The organism is Methylocaldum sp. GT1BB, assembly GCF_051027545.1.
In the GTDB taxonomy this organism is placed as follows: domain Bacteria; phylum Pseudomonadota; class Gammaproteobacteria; order Methylococcales; family Methylococcaceae; genus Methylocaldum.
Genome location: NZ_CP194902.1, coordinates 4,993,208 through 5,008,250, shown reverse-complemented (window position 1 = coordinate 5,008,250; position 15,043 = coordinate 4,993,208). Strand labels below are relative to the sequence as shown.

General features: G+C 58.2%; 13 protein-coding genes and 1 pseudogene. 3 read left to right on the top strand and 11 right to left on the bottom strand.

What is annotated here, in order from left to right:
- Nucleotides 1–36: 36 nt before the first annotated feature.
- The 9 genes and pseudogenes from rpoZ to hslV all read right to left on the bottom strand — a co-directional run bounded on the left by rpoZ (nt 37) and on the right by hslV (nt 8,150).
- Nucleotides 37–330, bottom strand: a complete 294-nt coding sequence (rpoZ, locus tag ACR2TX_RS23405) for a DNA-directed RNA polymerase subunit omega (protein ID WP_077728847.1) — start codon at nt 328–330, stop codon at nt 37–39.
- A 259-nt stretch (nt 331–589) separates the two neighbouring features.
- Complete coding sequence (locus tag ACR2TX_RS23400) at nt 590–1,807, bottom strand: phosphoglycerate kinase (RefSeq protein ID WP_240502418.1); 1,218 nt, start codon at nt 1,805–1,807, stop codon at nt 590–592.
- Nucleotides 1,808–1,948: 141 nt separating this feature from the next.
- Nucleotides 1,949–2,368 (bottom strand): annotated as a pseudogene (locus tag ACR2TX_RS23395) (thioredoxin family protein); the annotation flags it as partial.
- 354 nt (nt 2,369–2,722) lie between these two features.
- On the bottom strand, nt 2,723–4,345 hold the full coding sequence (gene ubiB / locus ACR2TX_RS23390) for a ubiquinone biosynthesis regulatory protein kinase UbiB (protein ID WP_434130788.1): 1,623 nt from the start codon (nt 4,343–4,345) through the stop codon (nt 2,723–2,725).
- Between the two features lie 13 nt (nt 4,346–4,358).
- Nucleotides 4,359–5,012: a ubiquinone biosynthesis accessory factor UbiJ gene (locus tag ACR2TX_RS23385; protein ID WP_077728850.1), complete on the bottom strand. Its 654-nt coding sequence runs from the start codon at nt 5,010–5,012 to the stop codon at nt 4,359–4,361.
- Nucleotides 5,013–5,017: 5 nt separating this feature from the next.
- A complete protein-coding gene (ubiE, locus tag ACR2TX_RS23380; RefSeq protein ID WP_133717769.1) occupies nt 5,018–5,767 on the bottom strand; it encodes a bifunctional demethylmenaquinone methyltransferase/2-methoxy-6-polyprenyl-1,4-benzoquinol methylase UbiE in 750 nt (249 codons plus the stop codon).
- A 105-nt stretch (nt 5,768–5,872) separates the two neighbouring features.
- Nucleotides 5,873–6,250 (bottom strand): gamma-butyrobetaine hydroxylase-like domain-containing protein, encoded by a 378-nt coding sequence (locus ACR2TX_RS23375; protein ID WP_434130787.1) that lies wholly within the window; start codon nt 6,248–6,250, stop codon nt 5,873–5,875.
- A 14-nt stretch (nt 6,251–6,264) separates the two neighbouring features.
- Nucleotides 6,265–7,590, bottom strand: a complete 1,326-nt coding sequence (hslU, locus tag ACR2TX_RS23370) for an ATP-dependent protease ATPase subunit HslU (RefSeq protein WP_077728853.1) — start codon at nt 7,588–7,590, stop codon at nt 6,265–6,267.
- The gene (hslV, locus tag ACR2TX_RS23365; RefSeq protein WP_077728854.1) at nt 7,587–8,150 is read right to left on the bottom strand and encodes an ATP-dependent protease subunit HslV; all 564 of its coding nucleotides are present in this window, start codon (nt 8,148–8,150) and stop codon (nt 7,587–7,589) included. The genes hslU and hslV overlap by 4 nt, the downstream gene beginning before the upstream one ends.
- Nucleotides 8,151–8,298: 148 nt before the next feature.
- Here hslV and ACR2TX_RS23360 point away from each other — a divergent pair, with 148 nt between their 5' ends.
- Nucleotides 8,299–9,498 carry a class I SAM-dependent rRNA methyltransferase gene (locus ACR2TX_RS23360; RefSeq protein WP_077728855.1) on the top strand — a complete coding sequence of 400 codons (1,200 nt, stop codon included), beginning with the start codon at nt 8,299–8,301 and terminating at the stop codon, nt 9,496–9,498.
- Here ACR2TX_RS23360 and ACR2TX_RS23355 read toward each other — a convergent pair.
- The gene (locus ACR2TX_RS23355) at nt 9,493–11,697 is read right to left on the bottom strand and encodes a cyclic nucleotide-binding domain-containing protein (protein WP_347258378.1); all 2,205 of its coding nucleotides are present in this window, start codon (nt 11,695–11,697) and stop codon (nt 9,493–9,495) included. The genes ACR2TX_RS23360 and ACR2TX_RS23355 overlap by 6 nt on opposite strands.
- Before the next feature lie 160 nt (nt 11,698–11,857).
- On the opposite strand from ACR2TX_RS23355, the gene ACR2TX_RS23350 reads away from it, so the two are divergent.
- The gene (locus tag ACR2TX_RS23350; RefSeq protein WP_434130786.1) at nt 11,858–13,213 is read left to right on the top strand and encodes a DegQ family serine endoprotease; all 1,356 of its coding nucleotides are present in this window, start codon (nt 11,858–11,860) and stop codon (nt 13,211–13,213) included.
- Nucleotides 13,214–13,274: 61 nt separating this feature from the next.
- Nucleotides 13,275–13,916 (top strand): hypothetical protein, encoded by a 642-nt coding sequence (locus tag ACR2TX_RS23345; RefSeq protein ID WP_434130785.1) that lies wholly within the window; start codon nt 13,275–13,277, stop codon nt 13,914–13,916.
- Nucleotides 13,917–14,109: 193 nt separating this feature from the next.
- On the opposite strand, the gene ACR2TX_RS23340 is transcribed toward ACR2TX_RS23345, so the two are convergent.
- On the bottom strand, nt 14,110–15,033 hold the full coding sequence (locus ACR2TX_RS23340) for a branched-chain amino acid transaminase (RefSeq protein ID WP_077728859.1): 924 nt from the start codon (nt 15,031–15,033) through the stop codon (nt 14,110–14,112).
- Between the last annotated feature and the right edge of the window lie 10 nt (nt 15,034–15,043).

Sequence of the window (15,043 nt, the reverse complement as noted above, 5' to 3'; positions counted from 1 at the left end):
GTATCGGCTCTTCGGCGTTTGAGGTACCGATTCGCCTTACTCGAAATCGTCCTCTTCAAGGTTGCCCATGCCTGCGCCATGCGGATTGGGTACCGGCGGACGCTCGATGGCGAACCGCTCCTGTTTCGCGGCCGCAGTGAGATATTCGCGAGTGATCAAGCCCTGTGCAATTTCCCGAAGCGCCACGACGGTCGATTTATCGTTTTCCCACGGCACCTTGGCATCGTCCGGATGGCGGGACAATTGGCGGGCTCTCTTGGTTGCCAGCAAAACCAACTGAAAACGATTGTCGACGTGTTCCAGACAGTCTTCGACGGTTACTCTTGCCATGTTTGCTGTATCCTCGATTTAGAGTCGTTTTGAATGAAAAATTTAATAAAAACAAATAGTTTATGGAACCCTTTTACCCTAAAAGCAAGGTTCTTGTACAGAACACCCGCTTTTCAAAGCGGAATCCGATCCATCGGGCGTTTTGGTCGAAGGATTCTTAATCCAGACCGCCAACGCGGCTGGAAGGTTCAGATCGCCCAAAAAACAAGGCGCGAAGGACAGCTTCGGCCGCTCTCCTTCGCGCCGTGAACTCGAAGAACTATTTTGCCCGTTCCTGCAACATCGCTACGGCGGGAAGCATCTTGCCCTCCAGGAATTCCAGGAAAGCTCCGCCCCCGGTCGAGGTATATGATACCCGATCGCCGATGCCGTATTTTTCGATCGCCGCGAGCGTATCGCCGCCACCGGCGATGGAAAAACCCTTGGTTTCCGCAATAGCCATGGCTACGGTGCGGGTGCCTTCGCCGAACTGGTCGATCTCGAATACGCCCACCGGCCCGTTCCAGACGATGGTTCCGGCCGCTTTGATCATTTCCGCATAACGCGCCGCGGTTTCCGGCCCGATATCGAGGATCAAATCGTCCTCGGCTACTTTGCTGACTTTTTTAATCGTGGCTGTCGCCGAATCGGAGAATTCTTTCGCGCAAACCACATCGGTCGGTACCGGAATCTCCGCGCCTTCCGCTTTCGCTTGTTCCATCAAGCGTTTGGCTTCGGGAATCAGGTCGGCTTCATACAAGGACTTGCCCACCGGATGACCTGCCGCGGCGATGAACGTGTTGGCGATGCCGCCGCCGACGATGAGTTGGTCCACTTTGGCGGCCAAAGAGTCGAGCACCGTCAGCTTGGTGGAAACCTTGGAGCCGCCGACGATCGCCAAAAGCGGGCGCTCCGGGTTTTCCAGAGCCTTGCCGAGAGCGTCGAGCTCGGCAGCGAGCAGGAGGCCGGCACAGGTTTCTGTCGCGAAACGGCCTACGCCGTGGGTTGACGCTTCGGCGCGGTGCGCGGTACCGAAGGCGTCCATCACGTAGATATCGCAGAGAGCGGCCATTTTCTTGGCCAACGCTTCGTCGTCTTTTTTCTCACCCTTGTTGAATCGGACGTTTTCGCATAAAACGACCTCCCGCGGGTGCATGTCGACGCCGTTCAGCCAGTCTTTCACCAGGGGCACTTTGCGTCCGAGCAGCCAGGTCATGCGATCGGCCACGGGTTTCAGAGAGAATTCGTCGGTGTATATGCCTTCGGTCGGCCGCCCCAGATGGGACATGACCATGACCCTGGCGCCGGCTCTCAAGCAATGTTCGATCGTGGGCAAACTGGCGCGGATGCGGGTGTCGCTGGTGACTTTGCCGTTCTTGACGGGAACGTTCAGATCCGCGCGGATCAGAACGCGCTTGCCGGCGAGATCGAGATCGGTGATTCGCTTGAAAGCGAGGGGCTTCTTCTTAGCGGCCTTCTTAGCGGTCTTTTTGGGTATCGATGGCTGCTCCCGCCATTTGATCGAGCAGCCCATGCTCGGGATTTGCTTCTTCGGACCCTTGCCGGTCTCCGCAACTTGTTTCATGGCGTCGAACAGCTCGCGCCTGACGTCCGGCGGGGCGGTTTCCTTGCGGCTGGCGTCCAGCCGTCCGCGGTACTGCAACTCCAGATCCTTGTTATAGCCGAAGAAGTCCGGGGTGCAGACGGCGCCGTAGGCCTTGGCCACTTCCTGAGTTTCGTCGTACAGGTACGGAAAGGGATAGCCGAGTTGCTCCGCGACGATTTTCATGTTTTCGAAGGAGTCTTCGGGATAATCGGCCGGGTCGTTGGACATGATGGCCACGGCGTTGATGCCGTGTTCCTTGAGCTCTTTGACGTCCCGCACGATGCGGTCCTGCACGGCCTTCACATAAGGACAGTGGTTGCAGATGAACATCACCAAAAGGCCGTTGGGGCCTTTGCACTTTTCCAGAGTCCAGATTTGCCCATCCACGCCAGGCAGAGCGAAATTGTGTGCCTTTTTTCCGAAATCACAAACCGGGGTTTCTGTGCGCGCCATGGAGATCTTCCTTCTTATACGTTATAAGTGAAAATCGATGAAAATGGCTGAAATCATAACAAAGAAATCGAATCCAGTCGTCCGCTTACCGTCCCGCGAATGTCGGGAAGGGCGGCTCCGGTGCTCCTGGAAGGATCGGTTCGACGCTCCAATCGCAAACGGCCTGGCCGGGAGCGCCGGCCAGCCCCTTCCCCGGATGACCGTTTGCGATTGGAAGGGTTGCGGCTAAGGCAACCGTTTGCGATTGGAAGGGTCGCGACTAAAGCGACCGTTTGCGATTGGGAAGGATTCCGGACCTACTCGGTGACGCAGAGCTCGTAGGCCGACAAACCCGCCGCCATGCTGAATCGTTCGTTAAAGCCAGGCGCCGACGAGAAGGAGTACGCCCAAAGCGCCGGCTATTCCGGCGACGGTCAGCGAGGCGGCGGAGCCGGACAGGACGGCCGCGCTGATGACAAGGGCGCCGCCGGTGATTCCGGTCAGCGTGCGCCGCCGGTTCTGGGTGATTTCCCGATGGATCTGTTCGAGTTCCCGCGACTTGAAAGTCACCGTCAGCTTTCCGGTTGCCGCGTTTTCCAGCATCCGATGGATCAGCATGGGCATCTCGGGCCAGCTTCCCGCCCATTCCGGAAGCTGCGACTGGATTTTTCTCAGGCCGGCTTTGGGTCCCATTTCGTCCTTGAACCAACGTTCCAGAAATGGTTTGGCGGTCTGCCAAAGATCGAGGTCCGGATAGAGGTCGCGCCCGAGTCCTTCGATATTCAGCAGGGTTTTTTGGAGCAGCACCAGTTGCGGCTGCACTTCCATATCGAAGCGGCGGGCCACCTGGAACAGCCGCAACAACAAGTGGCCGTAGGAGATGTCCTTTAACGGTTTTTCGAAGATCGGTTCGCTCACGGCGCGTACGGCGGACTCGAATTCCTCGACGCGGGTGGTTTTGGGAATCCATCCCGATTCGATATGCATCTCCGCGACACGGCGGTAGTCGCGGTTGAAAAAGGCCAGAAGATTTTCGGCGACGTAACGCTTGTCTTCCCGTGAAATGCTCCCAACGATGCCGAAGTCGACGGCAATGTACTGAGCGGGCGGCGTGACGAAGATATTGCCGGGGTGCATGTCGGCATGGAAGAAGCTGTCCCGCAGCACCTGCGTGAAGAAGATTTCCACTCCTCGTTCCGCCAGAAGCTTGAAATCGACGCCTTCGCGTTTCAAGGTTTCCACGTCGCCGACCGGAATGCCCGATATGCGTTCCATGACCAAGACCTGCCGCCGCGTGTACGGCCAATAGACCTTGGGAATGTAAAGTATCTCGGAATCCTCGAAACGGCGCCGCATCTCGGCGGCATTGGCCGCTTCACGGACCAGATCGAGTTCGTCCAGAATGGTCTTTTCGAATTCGGCGACGACCTCGATCGGCCGAAGACGCTTGGCGTCGCTCCAGAAGCGCTGCGCGAGCCGAGCCAACTCGTACAGCAAGGCGATGTCCGAGCGGATCTGCTTTTCGATGCCGGGTCTAAGCACCTTGACCACTACATCCTGACCGTCGTGCAGCCGCGCGGCGTGTACCTGCGCCACCGAGGCCGAAGCGAGCGGCGTCTCTTCGAATTCGGCGAAAACCAGGCTGACCGGCTGTCCCAATGCCTGCTCGACGATGGCTTTGGCATCGCTGCCGGGGAAAGCCGGCACGCGGTCCTGAAGCTTGATCAATTCTTCGGCGATGTCGTCCGGCAGGAGATCCCGGCGGGTGGACAGGGTTTGGCCGAATTTGACGAAAATGGGACCCAAGTCTTCCAACGTTCGGCGGATCCGAACGCCGCGCGGTTCGTCTTTGGCGCCCAGCCAATAGTTCGGGGAAAGGGTGCCGACAAAGCGGATCGGCCGAAACAGGTGAGTGGCCAGCACCAATTCGTCCAGGCCGTGACGCACCAGCACGCGTTGAATGTGCAGCAAACGCCGGATCTGTTTCGGTCGAATCACGGGCGAGATGTTCCTAGGCAGCGGATTCGGAAGACGAGGAATCAGACGGCAGCGAGCACCGAAGCCGCTCTATCCGGGCTTTGAGGCGGTCGAAATCGGCGCGAAGCCGGTCGACTTCGGCGTAAAAGGCGTCAGCCTCGAATTGCGCCGGCAATTCCCGGCTTTCTTCCTGCCAATATTCAGCAAGATCGAGTCTTAAGGTGTTCAGGGAATCTTTGGTCCAACCGAGCCCCGAGCGAACAAGGTCGAAGCAGGCGGAGGCGAAGGCCCGGCCGGTATATTGGGCAAGGTGGGCCTCCCAGTCGACGTCCAGCTTCTCGAACAGCGCCTGGAAGCGGCGCGCCGTGTCCATGTCGCCGTCGATTTCGATGTCGCCGGAAGAGAGGAGTTGCCTGGCCGGTTCGCCGAACCTGAGCTTGGCAAAGGCCGGAATCGAACCGGCCAGAGTAACGTCCGGCCGGCCGCCGAAATCGCCGAGAATTTGTACGTCCGAATCGGTCGGGCAGAAATAAATCGACAGCTCGAACGGATGCAGTCGAAGCTCGATGACTTTGCCCGCGATCGGGGCCAGTAGTTCTCTGTTGCCTGAATCCAGGCTCAAATAGTGCGCGACCGCACGCTCCAGCGCTTCGGCAAGAATACCGGCCAACACCGGATGACGAGCCATCACGGTCAGACCTTATAGCCCCGGTGGACGGCGACGACGCCGTGGGTCAGGTTGAAGTATTCACAACGTTCAAAACCGGCTTCGAGCATCAGCTGCTTGAGCTTTTCCTGGTTGGGATGCATCCGGATGGACTCGGCCAGATATTTGTAGCTTTCGGCATCGTTGGCAATGAATTTGCCGAGCATCGGCAGGACCTTGAACGAGTAGAGATCGTAGACCTTTTTGAACAGATCCCCCTGCGCTTCGGAGAATTCCAGGATGATCGCCCGCCCGCCCGGCTTCAAGACGCGGTGAATCGAGCGAAGCGCGACCTCCTTGTGGGTTACGTTGCGTAGACCGAACGCGATGCAGACGCAATCGAAATGATTGTCCGGGAACGGCAGCTTTTCGGCGTCGATCTGCGCATAGCTGACGTTGTCGACCACGCCCTCGTCGATCAGCCGGTCGCGGCCGCGCTTCAACATCTCGGCATTGATGTCGGAGAGAACGACACGGCCGTTCGGACCAACCCGTTTCTGGAAGAGAGACGTCATGTCTCCGGTGCCGCCTGCAAGATCCAGAACCTTTTCGCCGGAGCGCACGTGGCTCAGCTGCAGGGCGATCCGTTTCCAAATCCGGTGAATGCCCAAAGACATGAGATCGTTCATGACGTCGTACTTGCCCGCGACCGAGTCGAATACGGCCTTGACCATTCTGGCCTTTTCGTTCGCGGGAACCTCACGGAAGCCGAAGTGGGTGGTTTTTTGATCGTTCATTCGTAAGTGGCCGGATGGTTTCTTGATGATCGCCTGGCGAGATATGTGTTGATCTTATACTTCAGCGTGGATCGGGACGTGATCTAAATCACCTTCTCGGCGCCTTTATCGGCTCCGAAGCGCCTCGGTTCGACGTTCGTATCCCTCTCGCTCCAGTTTTTTCAAATACTCGTTCCAGAGTTCCGTCTGATGCAGGCCCAGATTGTACAGCATCTCCCAAGTGTAGATCCCGGAGTCGTGGCCGTCGCTGAAGCTGGGTGCGATGGCGTAATTGCCCACCGGCCGGATCGCCGTGATGGTGACGTCCTCTTTTCCGAGCTGGAGAATCTCCTGGCCCGGGCCGTGGCCGCGAACCTCGGCGGACGGCGAATAAACCCGCAGATATTCGCAGGACAGCTCGAAGCGGGAACCGTCCTCGAACGCGATTTCGAGAACCCGCGACTTTTGATGGAGCTTGATATCGGTGGGCAGGGGCGCAGCCATGGCGGGACTGCCGGTTAAAGGATATAGCGGCTCAGGTCTTCGTCCTGGGCCAGCTCGGACAAATACCGGTCGACATACTGGGCGTCGATGACCACGGACTTTCCGGCATGATCCGGCGCTTCGTAGGAGATCGTTTCCAGAAGCCTTTCCAATACGGTGTGGAGCCGTCGGGCGCCGATGTTTTCGGTGCGCTCGTTCACTTCCCAGCTAATCTCGGCGATCCGGGCGATGCCGTCCTGAGTGAACTCCAGTTCGACGCCTTCGGTGGCGAGCAACGCGGCGTACTGTTCGGTCAAGGAACTGGCCGGTTCGGTCAGGATGCGGATGAAATCCTCCACGGTCAGTGCGTTCAGCTCCACCCGAATGGGCAATCGCCCCTGAAGCTCCGGAATGAGGTCGGAGGGCTTCGACAGATGGAATGCGCCGGACGCGACGAACAGGATGTGATCGGTCCGGACCATGCCGTATTTGGTGCTCACCGTGGAACCTTCCACCAAGGGCAGCAGGTCGCGCTGCACGCCTTCGCGTGAAACATCCGGGCCTCCGTACTCGCCGCGCTTGCAGATCTTGTCGATCTCGTCGATGAATACGATGCCGTTTTGCTCCACCGACTCTACGGCGCGCAACTTGATGTCCTCCTCGTTGATCATCTTGGCCGACTCTTCCTCGCGAAGGAGCTTGAGCGCATCCTTGACCCGCAACTTGCGAGTGCGCGTGCGTCCGGTGTGCAGGTTCTGAAACAGGCTCTGGAGCTGATTGCTCATTTCTTCCATGCCGGGCGGCGCCATGATTTCCACGCCGATCGGTGCGGCGCTGACTTCGATCTCGATTTCTTTTTCATCGAGTTCGCCGTTACGGAGCTTTTGCCGGAATTTCTGGCGTGTCGCCGATTCCGGGGCCTGTCCTTCTCCGCCCCAGCCCGAGCCGCCGGGCAGCAAAGCGTTCAAAATCCGTTCTTCGGCCGATTCTTCGGCATGGGTTCGTACCTTCGCCATCTCGGTTTGGCGCGTCATTTTTACCGCGGCATCGACCAGATCGCGAACGATGGATTCCACATCGCGTCCGACATAGCCGACCTCGGTGAACTTGGTCGCTTCCACCTTGATGAACGGCGCGTTGGCAAGCCGCGCGAGGCGGCGGGCGATTTCGGTCTTGCCGACGCCGGTCGGACCGATCATGAGGATATTCTTGGGCGTGATCTCTTCGCGGAGCGCGGGTTCGATTTGCATACGCCGCCAACGGTTGCGCAAGGCTATGGCGACCGCGCGTTTGGCGGCGGCTTGACCGACGATGTGTTTGTCCAATTCGTGGACGATTTCTCGGGGAGTCATGTGCGTCATGGGTGTTCGTGCAGTTCCCGTTGCATGTCCAGTTCTTCGATAACCAGATTGCGGTTGGTATAAATGCAGATATCGGCGGCAATTTGCAGCGACTTTTCGACGATGTCGACAGCGCCCAATTCGGTATTTTCCAACAGTGCGCGGGCGGCTGCCTGGGCGAAGGGCCCTCCGGACCCGATCGCGATGAGGCCGTTTTCCGGTTCGATGACGTCGCCGTTGCCGGAAATGATCAAGGATGCTTTCGAATCGGCGACGGCAAGCAAGGCTTCCAGCCGGCGCAGCATTCGGTCGGTGCGCCAGTCCTTCACCAATTCGACTGCCGCTTTGGTCAGGTTGCCGCGCTGCTTTTCCAATTGGCCTTCGAAGCGCTCGAATAAGGTGAACGCATCGGCGGTTGCGCCGGCAAAACCCGCGAGCACGCGGCCGTGATAGAGCCGGCGGACCTTGCGGGCATTGCCTTTCATGACGGTGTTGCCCATAGTCACCTGGCCGTCGCCGCCGATGACCACTTTGTCGCCGCGGCGGACGGACACGATGGTAGTGCCGTGAAACTGTTCCACAAAATTGCCTGCGTAGAGAAAACCGCCATTGTACACCATCCGGCTCGCCGCGGCCGCCGGCCGAAGCGGGCGCTCGGTTTTTTAGATTCTGCAAAGGATGGAATCGTGCGAGATAATGGCGAACTATTTTTTATTTTCAGCGACAGTTATGAGCCAGTTACCTTCGATACGCCTCAAGAAAAATGAAGAACGACGCCTGCGCGGGGGCCATTCGTGGATTTTTAGCAACGAGGTGGATATCTCGGCGACGCCGCTCAAGATTTTCGGGGCGGGTGATTTGGCTATCGTGGAGAGTTCACGCGGGCAAGTCTTGGGCATCGCCTACGTCAACCCGGCGTCGCTGATATGCGCCCGTCTTTTGACTCGGGACGTGCACGCGGAGATCGATCAGGCCTTCTTTGAACAGCGCTTGAAGCGCGCCCTGCAATTACGAGAACGGGTGTTTTCCAAGCCTTTTTACCGGCTGGTATACGGCGAAAGCGACGGGATCCCCGGGGCGGTGGTCGATCGTTTCGGCGATGTGTTCGTCATTCAGACGAATACGGCCGGCATGGAGAAGCTTCAGGAACCTCTGGCGGCTGCGATCGAGGCTTTGTTCGGCCCGAGCGCCATTGTCTTGAAAAACACGTCCAGCCTCAGAGCCTTGGAAGGACTCGAGACTTACACGCGCATCGTCAAAGGTGCTCTGGAGGAGGCAATCGAAATCGAAGAAAACGGCGCACGATTTCAGGTTGATCCGGTCGGCGGCCAAAAAACCGGTTGGTTTTTCGATCATCGCGAGAGCCGGGCCGTGTTGGCGAAGCTTTCACGCGGTCTGCGCGTACTGGACCTTTTTTCATACAGCGGGGCGTGGGGCGTACAGGCGGCGCTCGCCGGAGCGGGAAGGGTCGACTGCGTGGACGGCTCGGAGGCCGCTTTGGCCTTGGCGGCCGAGAACAGCCGGCTCAATGGTGTTATGGAGAAAATGCAGTTCGTCAAGGACGATGTGTTCGAATTTCTGAAGCGGGCAAGGGAGGAACGGCTGCGCTACGACGTGATCGTGCTCGACCCTCCGGCTCTGATCAAGCGCAAGAAAGATGTCGGCCAAGGCGTAGAAGCGTACCGGCGGCTGAATCAAGGCGCGATCCAGGTATTGGCTCCGGGCGGCATACTGGTATCCGCATCCTGTTCATTTCACTTGCAGCGGGAGACTCTGCACGATCTTTTGCGGGCGACGGCGAGAAGTTTGGATCGCCATCTGGTCTTCTTCGGGCGCGGTGGACAGGCGCCCGATCATCCCGTGCATCCCGCGATTCCAGAGACCGAATATCTGAAAACCTTTTTCTGCCATATCGGCGAGAGCTTATGAACCCTGCATCGGCGCGGAGGACATCGGGTTGGGCGGGATACGCTCGGGGGATGCCTGACTGGTTTGCGTCAGCAAGCGGCTGAGGAATTTTCGGCCGGATGCCGTGCCGAATAGCCCGCCAAAGACAAGCGCCGTCAGCAACAACGTTATCACGAGGGTTACCGGGAATGTGACGGCGAATTCGAAGTGTAGTTTCTTCTTCTGATCCTCATTGCCCGCTTGCGCTGCGGACGCGGCGGATTCCATAACGGCCAGCCGGGTCCGGGCCGATTGAAGTGCCTCTCTGAGCTGGTTGCCTTCCTCCTCCATGTCACGCAGTCTGGCTTGCAGCGCCATCAGTTCGTCGCCATGCTGGCGGCGCACGGTGTCCAACTCGGGATTGTTTCGAGCTCCGGCATTTTTGGCATGTTCCGCCAAGAGGAGCTCATAATTTTCGCGCAAGGATAGTAGCGCGGCTTCTCGATCGCTTGCCAGTTCGCGAGCCTTTTCGAGTTCTGCCTTCAAAGAGTCGATCTCTCCCTTGGCCTTTAGCAATCGCTCTTCAGCCTGCTGATACTTTTCTGTGACGGATGCGACAGACGAAACAATATCGCCGGCTTTGGTCAACTGCTTTTCCAACGCATGGGTTCGAGAAACCGCTTCTGCGGCCGTGTTTTCGGATGCCGCCAAACGCTCGGCGAGATCCCGTTCCCGTAAAAGACTTTCTTGTATTGTTGCTTCGAGTTCCCGCAGCCGGCGCTGCAATGCGGCCGACTGGTCTTCCGAATCCCGGCTTTTCTTCCGCTCAGAGGAGAGTAGCGCATCCAATGTCGGTGCATGGTCCATTGAAGAAATTGGACCGAGCGATTCGCTCTCCCGAGACGCTGGCTCCGCAAGCGGGGCAGTATCGAGAGTGGTTCGGGTTTCTTCCGAATCTTCGGTTCGGCCGCCTTCGTAGTCCGCCGTCTCATACAGACCGGACAATAGCCCTTCTTGTCGAGTTGAATCCTGGGCGATGTCAGTGTCCATTTCGAATGTTGTCAAATCGGACTGCCCCGGCTGAGATGCCGAGTACGTTGGGGCGGTCGACGAGCGGGAGGGAGACCATTTTGTCGCTTCGACGACCAAGTGATCCCGTGGCACGTTGCCGATACCGCCGGCCAGCACGTGAGCCTCGAAGCCGTACCGAATTAGCAGGAAAGCGGAAGCCTCGCTGAGCCGTCCGTCTTCGCAAACCAAAAGGTATTTGCCTTGCCGGTTCAGGGTGGGAAGCATCACCCGCAGTGAAAAGAACGGAATATTAAGGCTTCCCGGCAAGCGGCCCTGCTCGTAGACATCCGGCGCTCGGACATCCAGCCATACCGCATCGCGACTGGCCATTCTTTGGGCGGTTTCGAAGTCGACATGAGATATCACCGGTTCCTTAAGGAGCTTGATAAAACTGGCTTTGTCCAGTCTCAGCAAAATGCCGTCGGTCACCATAGTGACCGTCACATTGCGCGGGTCTCCGGAAATGAGGGAATCCTCGCCGAAGGTATCGCTGATTTTTAGCGTGGCCAGCTTGATCTCTTTGGCGAGCCGCGACGGCTTGCGGGTTAGGGCGCAGCGTCCTTTCTTGATGATGTAATAAAAGTCGCCGGGGTCGCCTTGACGGCAAATGACATCGCCCGCTTTGACTTCAATTTCTTCGAGACTGCGAAGAATGGCCTGAATGTTCGCCGGAGACAGGCGCTGAAAGAGCGGCGACTTGAGCAGCGCTGTCATCCAGTCGCGCGTGGGTTCCTCCGGAATGTCGCTGACCTTGTACGTAGGCACGTCTCGGTTGAGTTCCTCCTGTTGGTTTATGATTTCCGGCTTGATCCTGACGTATCTGACGGTATCGTTCGCAACAGCCGAAACTTTGCGCGGAATCTGGTGGGCCAGGGCGAATCGGGCCGTATCCGTGCCGCCACTGATCGAATCCATTTCGACTCCCCCTGCCTGCAGCGATATCGTGCCGCTCAACAGGTACACGAACTCGTTCTTCGTTTCTCCTTGTCGAAAGAGAATGGAGCCTTTCGGCGCCTCATCGATTCGGATCTGTGAGCAGAGCTGCTCGAATCGGCTATCCGAGAGCGTATTCAGTGGAATCAGGCGGCGCAATTCCTGTGCATCAGAGGCGCTCAAGGCAGGGGGCATGTTCGTGTTGCTAGAGTATTCGAATTTGTGGACTTCGAGCATCGATCGTTTCCGGCATCCGAGCCGATAGCATTGTTGTTCGGTTTTCCTACGCTTCCATATAATAGACCATCCCTCCGTAAGCACTTTGTGATGTCTATCAATTATCGTTGGCCAAGGATCCGGGCCATTCAATCTTCTTGAAACGACCGAGGTATAACGAATGAGCGATAACCGTCGATTGCTTCCGCTTTTTTTGGCCGGTCTGCTGTTATTTCTGAATGCAGCGTATGCGGCCTGGCCGACCAGCGTGGATGGCCAACCCCTGCCTAGCCTTTCGCCTATGCTGAAGAAGGCGATGCCGGCTGTGGTGAATATTTCGACGCGTACGCAAATTCAAGAAGCCGAGCATCCTTTGTTGCGCGATCCGTTTTTCCGCTATTTTTTCGATATCCCGAATCAACCCCGCCGCCGCGAAACCTCCAGCTTGGGCTCGGGCGTGATCGTCGATGCGCGACGCGGCTACATCCTCACCAACAATCACGTCATCGACAAAGCCGATGAGATCACGGTGACGCTCAATGACGGTCGTCATCTCAATGCAAAATTGATCGGAGCCGATCCGGAATCGGACATCGCCGTGATCAAGGTCGAGCCGCAGAACTTGAGCGAACTACCGATCGCCGATTCCAGTCAATTGCAGGTAGGCGATTTCGTGGTGGCCATCGGCAATCCATTCGGACTGGGACAAACCGTAACTTCCGGCATTATCAGCGCGCTCGGCCGGTCCGGGCTCGGCATCGAAGGTTATGAGGACTTCATCCAGACCGATGCCTCGATCAACCCCGGCAACTCGGGTGGCGCGCTCGTCAATCTGCGCGGAGAGCTGATCGGCATCAATACCGCCATCCTGGCGCCGAGCGGGGGCAATGTGGGTATCGGCTTTGCCATTCCCGCCAATATGGCGACCAGTATCATGACCGCCCTGATCGAGCATGGTGAAATTCGGCGCGGTTTGCTCGGCGTAACGGTTCAGGACTTGACCCCTGAATTGGCGCAAGCTTTTGGCCTTACCCAAACCCAAGGCGCCGTCATTACCGGCGTCCAGCCCGATTCCCCCGCTGCCAAGGCCAAGCTGGAGCCGGGCGACATCGTGCTGGCGATCAACGACCACCACGTGAGGAACAGCATGGACGTCCGAAACGCCATCGGTTTGCAGCAGATCGGCGACAAAGTCTCGATCGAAGTTCTGCACAAAGGTGAAACCATGGTCCGTGAAGCGAAGATTGCCGAGCCCAAGATCACTCGGGAGGAAGGCAAGAAGATCCATCCGAAGCTTTCCGGTACCTTGCTCGCCAATACCGAGCCGAACGAAGCGGTGCGAGGCGTGCGTGTGGAAAAGATCCATACCGCCTCCTATGCTTTCCAGGCCGGTTTGCGCCCCGGCGACGTCATCGTCATGGCCAATCGCCAGCCGGTGGGCAATCTGAAGGAGCTCAAGGCCGCCGCAAACGGCAGCGGCGAACTGCTGCTCAATCTCCAGCGGGGGAACGGCTCGTTCTTCTTGCTGCTGCGCTGATAAAGAATGCCGGCTGATTAAGGGGCTGTTTAACAGCCCCTTTTTGTTGCGAGAGAAGTCTATGGATTTTTGGTGGGCGATTTCCCAACCGAACTACTGGCTGCCCTTACTGACCGCGGCCTTGCTGCATGTGCCGATGTTTATTCTGCTCGACAGGCTGCAACTTAGACTGGAGGGCGTTCCGCTAAGCCGCGAAATCGCCGCACGGGTTGGACCGCCGTTCGTTCATGCCGCACTTGCCCTCGGATTTGTCCTTCTCGTATACCCTCACCAGTTCGGACGCGCCGGGGAGCCGGATTTCGTTCGAAATCTCCATGCCGGAGCCAGGCCGATCTCGGATCTGTTCAATCTGGCTTTCGTGCTGGCGGTCTTTTTGCCCTGGCTGCCGGTGCTCGGCAAGTACAGAGGCATGGTGACATCGCTTCAGATCACTGTCCTCGGAGCCGTGCTGTTGCACTGGCGGTATCCGGAGGTGTCGATGAAATATTTTCCGCCTGCTTCGATGCTTCTCGGACTCATCGCCTTGTCGATCGGTTCGCATTTCTTGGCACGAGAGTTCGGCGAACGTCTAGGGCGCCGATTGGACGGCGTGTTTGAAACGGAAGGGTGGGCAAATCTGATCGAAGCGCCGCTCGATTTTCTGCTGCAAGGCGCGGTGTTGCTCAGATACGGGCTCTATCTGGGTGGGCAGTTGCCGGGGTAAACGAAGCGGAGCCGCCCGCAGGGTGCCGCACACGGATTTACGGAATCGCGAACGATGCCTGTCCTGAGCCCGGTCGAAGGGCGCTTCACTTCGTTCAGCACATCCTACGAGCTTTATTGGGGTGAGCAGTTGCCTAGTTAGCAAAGTGGGGTAGGGCGGGAAAATCCCGCCCCGAAGTACGGCTGAGGGTTGATCAGCCCACGTAGCTGAGCCACTCCTGATGGTCGTTACGGCGGCCGTGCACGTAATCGAAATACAGAGTTTGCAGCTTTTCCGTGATCGGTCCGCGTCCGCCTTCGCCGATGGTCCGCCCGTCCACTTCCCGGATGGGGGTTACTTCGGCGGCGGTGCCGGTGAAGAAAGCCTCGTCTGCGACATAGACCTCATCGCGGGTAATCCGCTTTTCGACAACTTCCAGCCCGTTCTCCCGGGCGATGGTGAAGACGGTTTCGCGGGTGATGCCTTCCAGCGCCGAGGTCAGGTCCGGCGTATAGAGCTTGCCGCGGCGCACGATGAAGATGTTCTCGCCGCTGCCTTCGGCTACGTAACCCTCGTGATCGAGCAACAAGGCTTCGTCGCAGCCCGCTTCCACGGCTTCCTGAACGGCCAGGATCGAATTCAGATAGTTGCCGTTCGCCTTGGCCTTGCACATGACGCTGTTGACGGAGTTGCGGGTATAGGACGAGGTGCGGACCTTGATGCCGCGCGCCATGTTTTCGGCGCCGAGGTAACTGCCCCATTCCCAGGCGGCGATCATGACATGTACATTGAGCCCCTTGGCGTGCAGGCCCATGCCTTCGGAACCGTAGAAGCACATCGGCCGGATGTAGGCGCTGGACAGGCCGTTCCGGCTTACGGCTTCGCATTGCGCCCGGTCGAGGATGTCCTTGTCGAAAGGAATCTTCATGTTCATGATGTGGGCGGAGCGGAACAGTCGGTCGGTGTGGTCGCGCAGGCGGAAGATCGCCGCGCCCCGGTCGGTCTTGTAAGCCCGAAGACCCTCGAATACGCCGCAGCCGTAATGTAGGGTATGGGTCAGCACGTGAACCTTTGCGTCTCGCCAGGGCAGCCACTCGCCGTCGAGCCAGATGACGCCGTCTCTGTCATCCATCGCCATCAGTCGTTCT

Bases quoted from the DNA above. Each gene is read 5' to 3' on its own strand.
- rpoZ (WP_077728847.1), bottom strand. From the start codon at position 330: ATGGCAAGAGTAACCGTCGAAGACTGTCTGGAACACGTCGACAATCGT.
- ACR2TX_RS23385 (WP_077728850.1), bottom strand. From the start codon at position 5,012: ATGGCTCGTCATCCGGTGTTGGCCGGTATTCTTGCCGAAGCGCTGGAG.
- ubiE (WP_133717769.1), bottom strand. From the start codon at position 5,767: ATGAACGATCAAAAAACCACCCACTTCGGCTTCCGTGAGGTTCCCGCG.
- ACR2TX_RS23375 (WP_434130787.1), bottom strand. From the start codon at position 6,250: ATGGCTGCGCCCCTGCCCACCGATATCAAGCTCCATCAAAAGTCGCGG.
- hslU (WP_077728853.1), bottom strand. From the start codon at position 7,590: ATGACGCACATGACTCCCCGAGAAATCGTCCACGAATTGGACAAACAC.
- ACR2TX_RS23360 (WP_077728855.1), top strand. From the start codon at position 8,299: ATGAGCCAGTTACCTTCGATACGCCTCAAGAAAAATGAAGAACGACGC.
- ACR2TX_RS23355 (WP_347258378.1), bottom strand. From the start codon at position 11,697: ATGCTCGAAGTCCACAAATTCGAATACTCTAGCAACACGAACATGCCC.
- ACR2TX_RS23350 (WP_434130786.1), top strand. From the start codon at position 11,858: ATGAGCGATAACCGTCGATTGCTTCCGCTTTTTTTGGCCGGTCTGCTG.
- ACR2TX_RS23345 (WP_434130785.1), top strand. From the start codon at position 13,275: ATGGATTTTTGGTGGGCGATTTCCCAACCGAACTACTGGCTGCCCTTA.
- ACR2TX_RS23340 (WP_077728859.1), bottom strand. From the start codon at position 15,033: ATGGCGATGGATGACAGAGACGGCGTCATCTGGCTCGACGGCGAGTGG.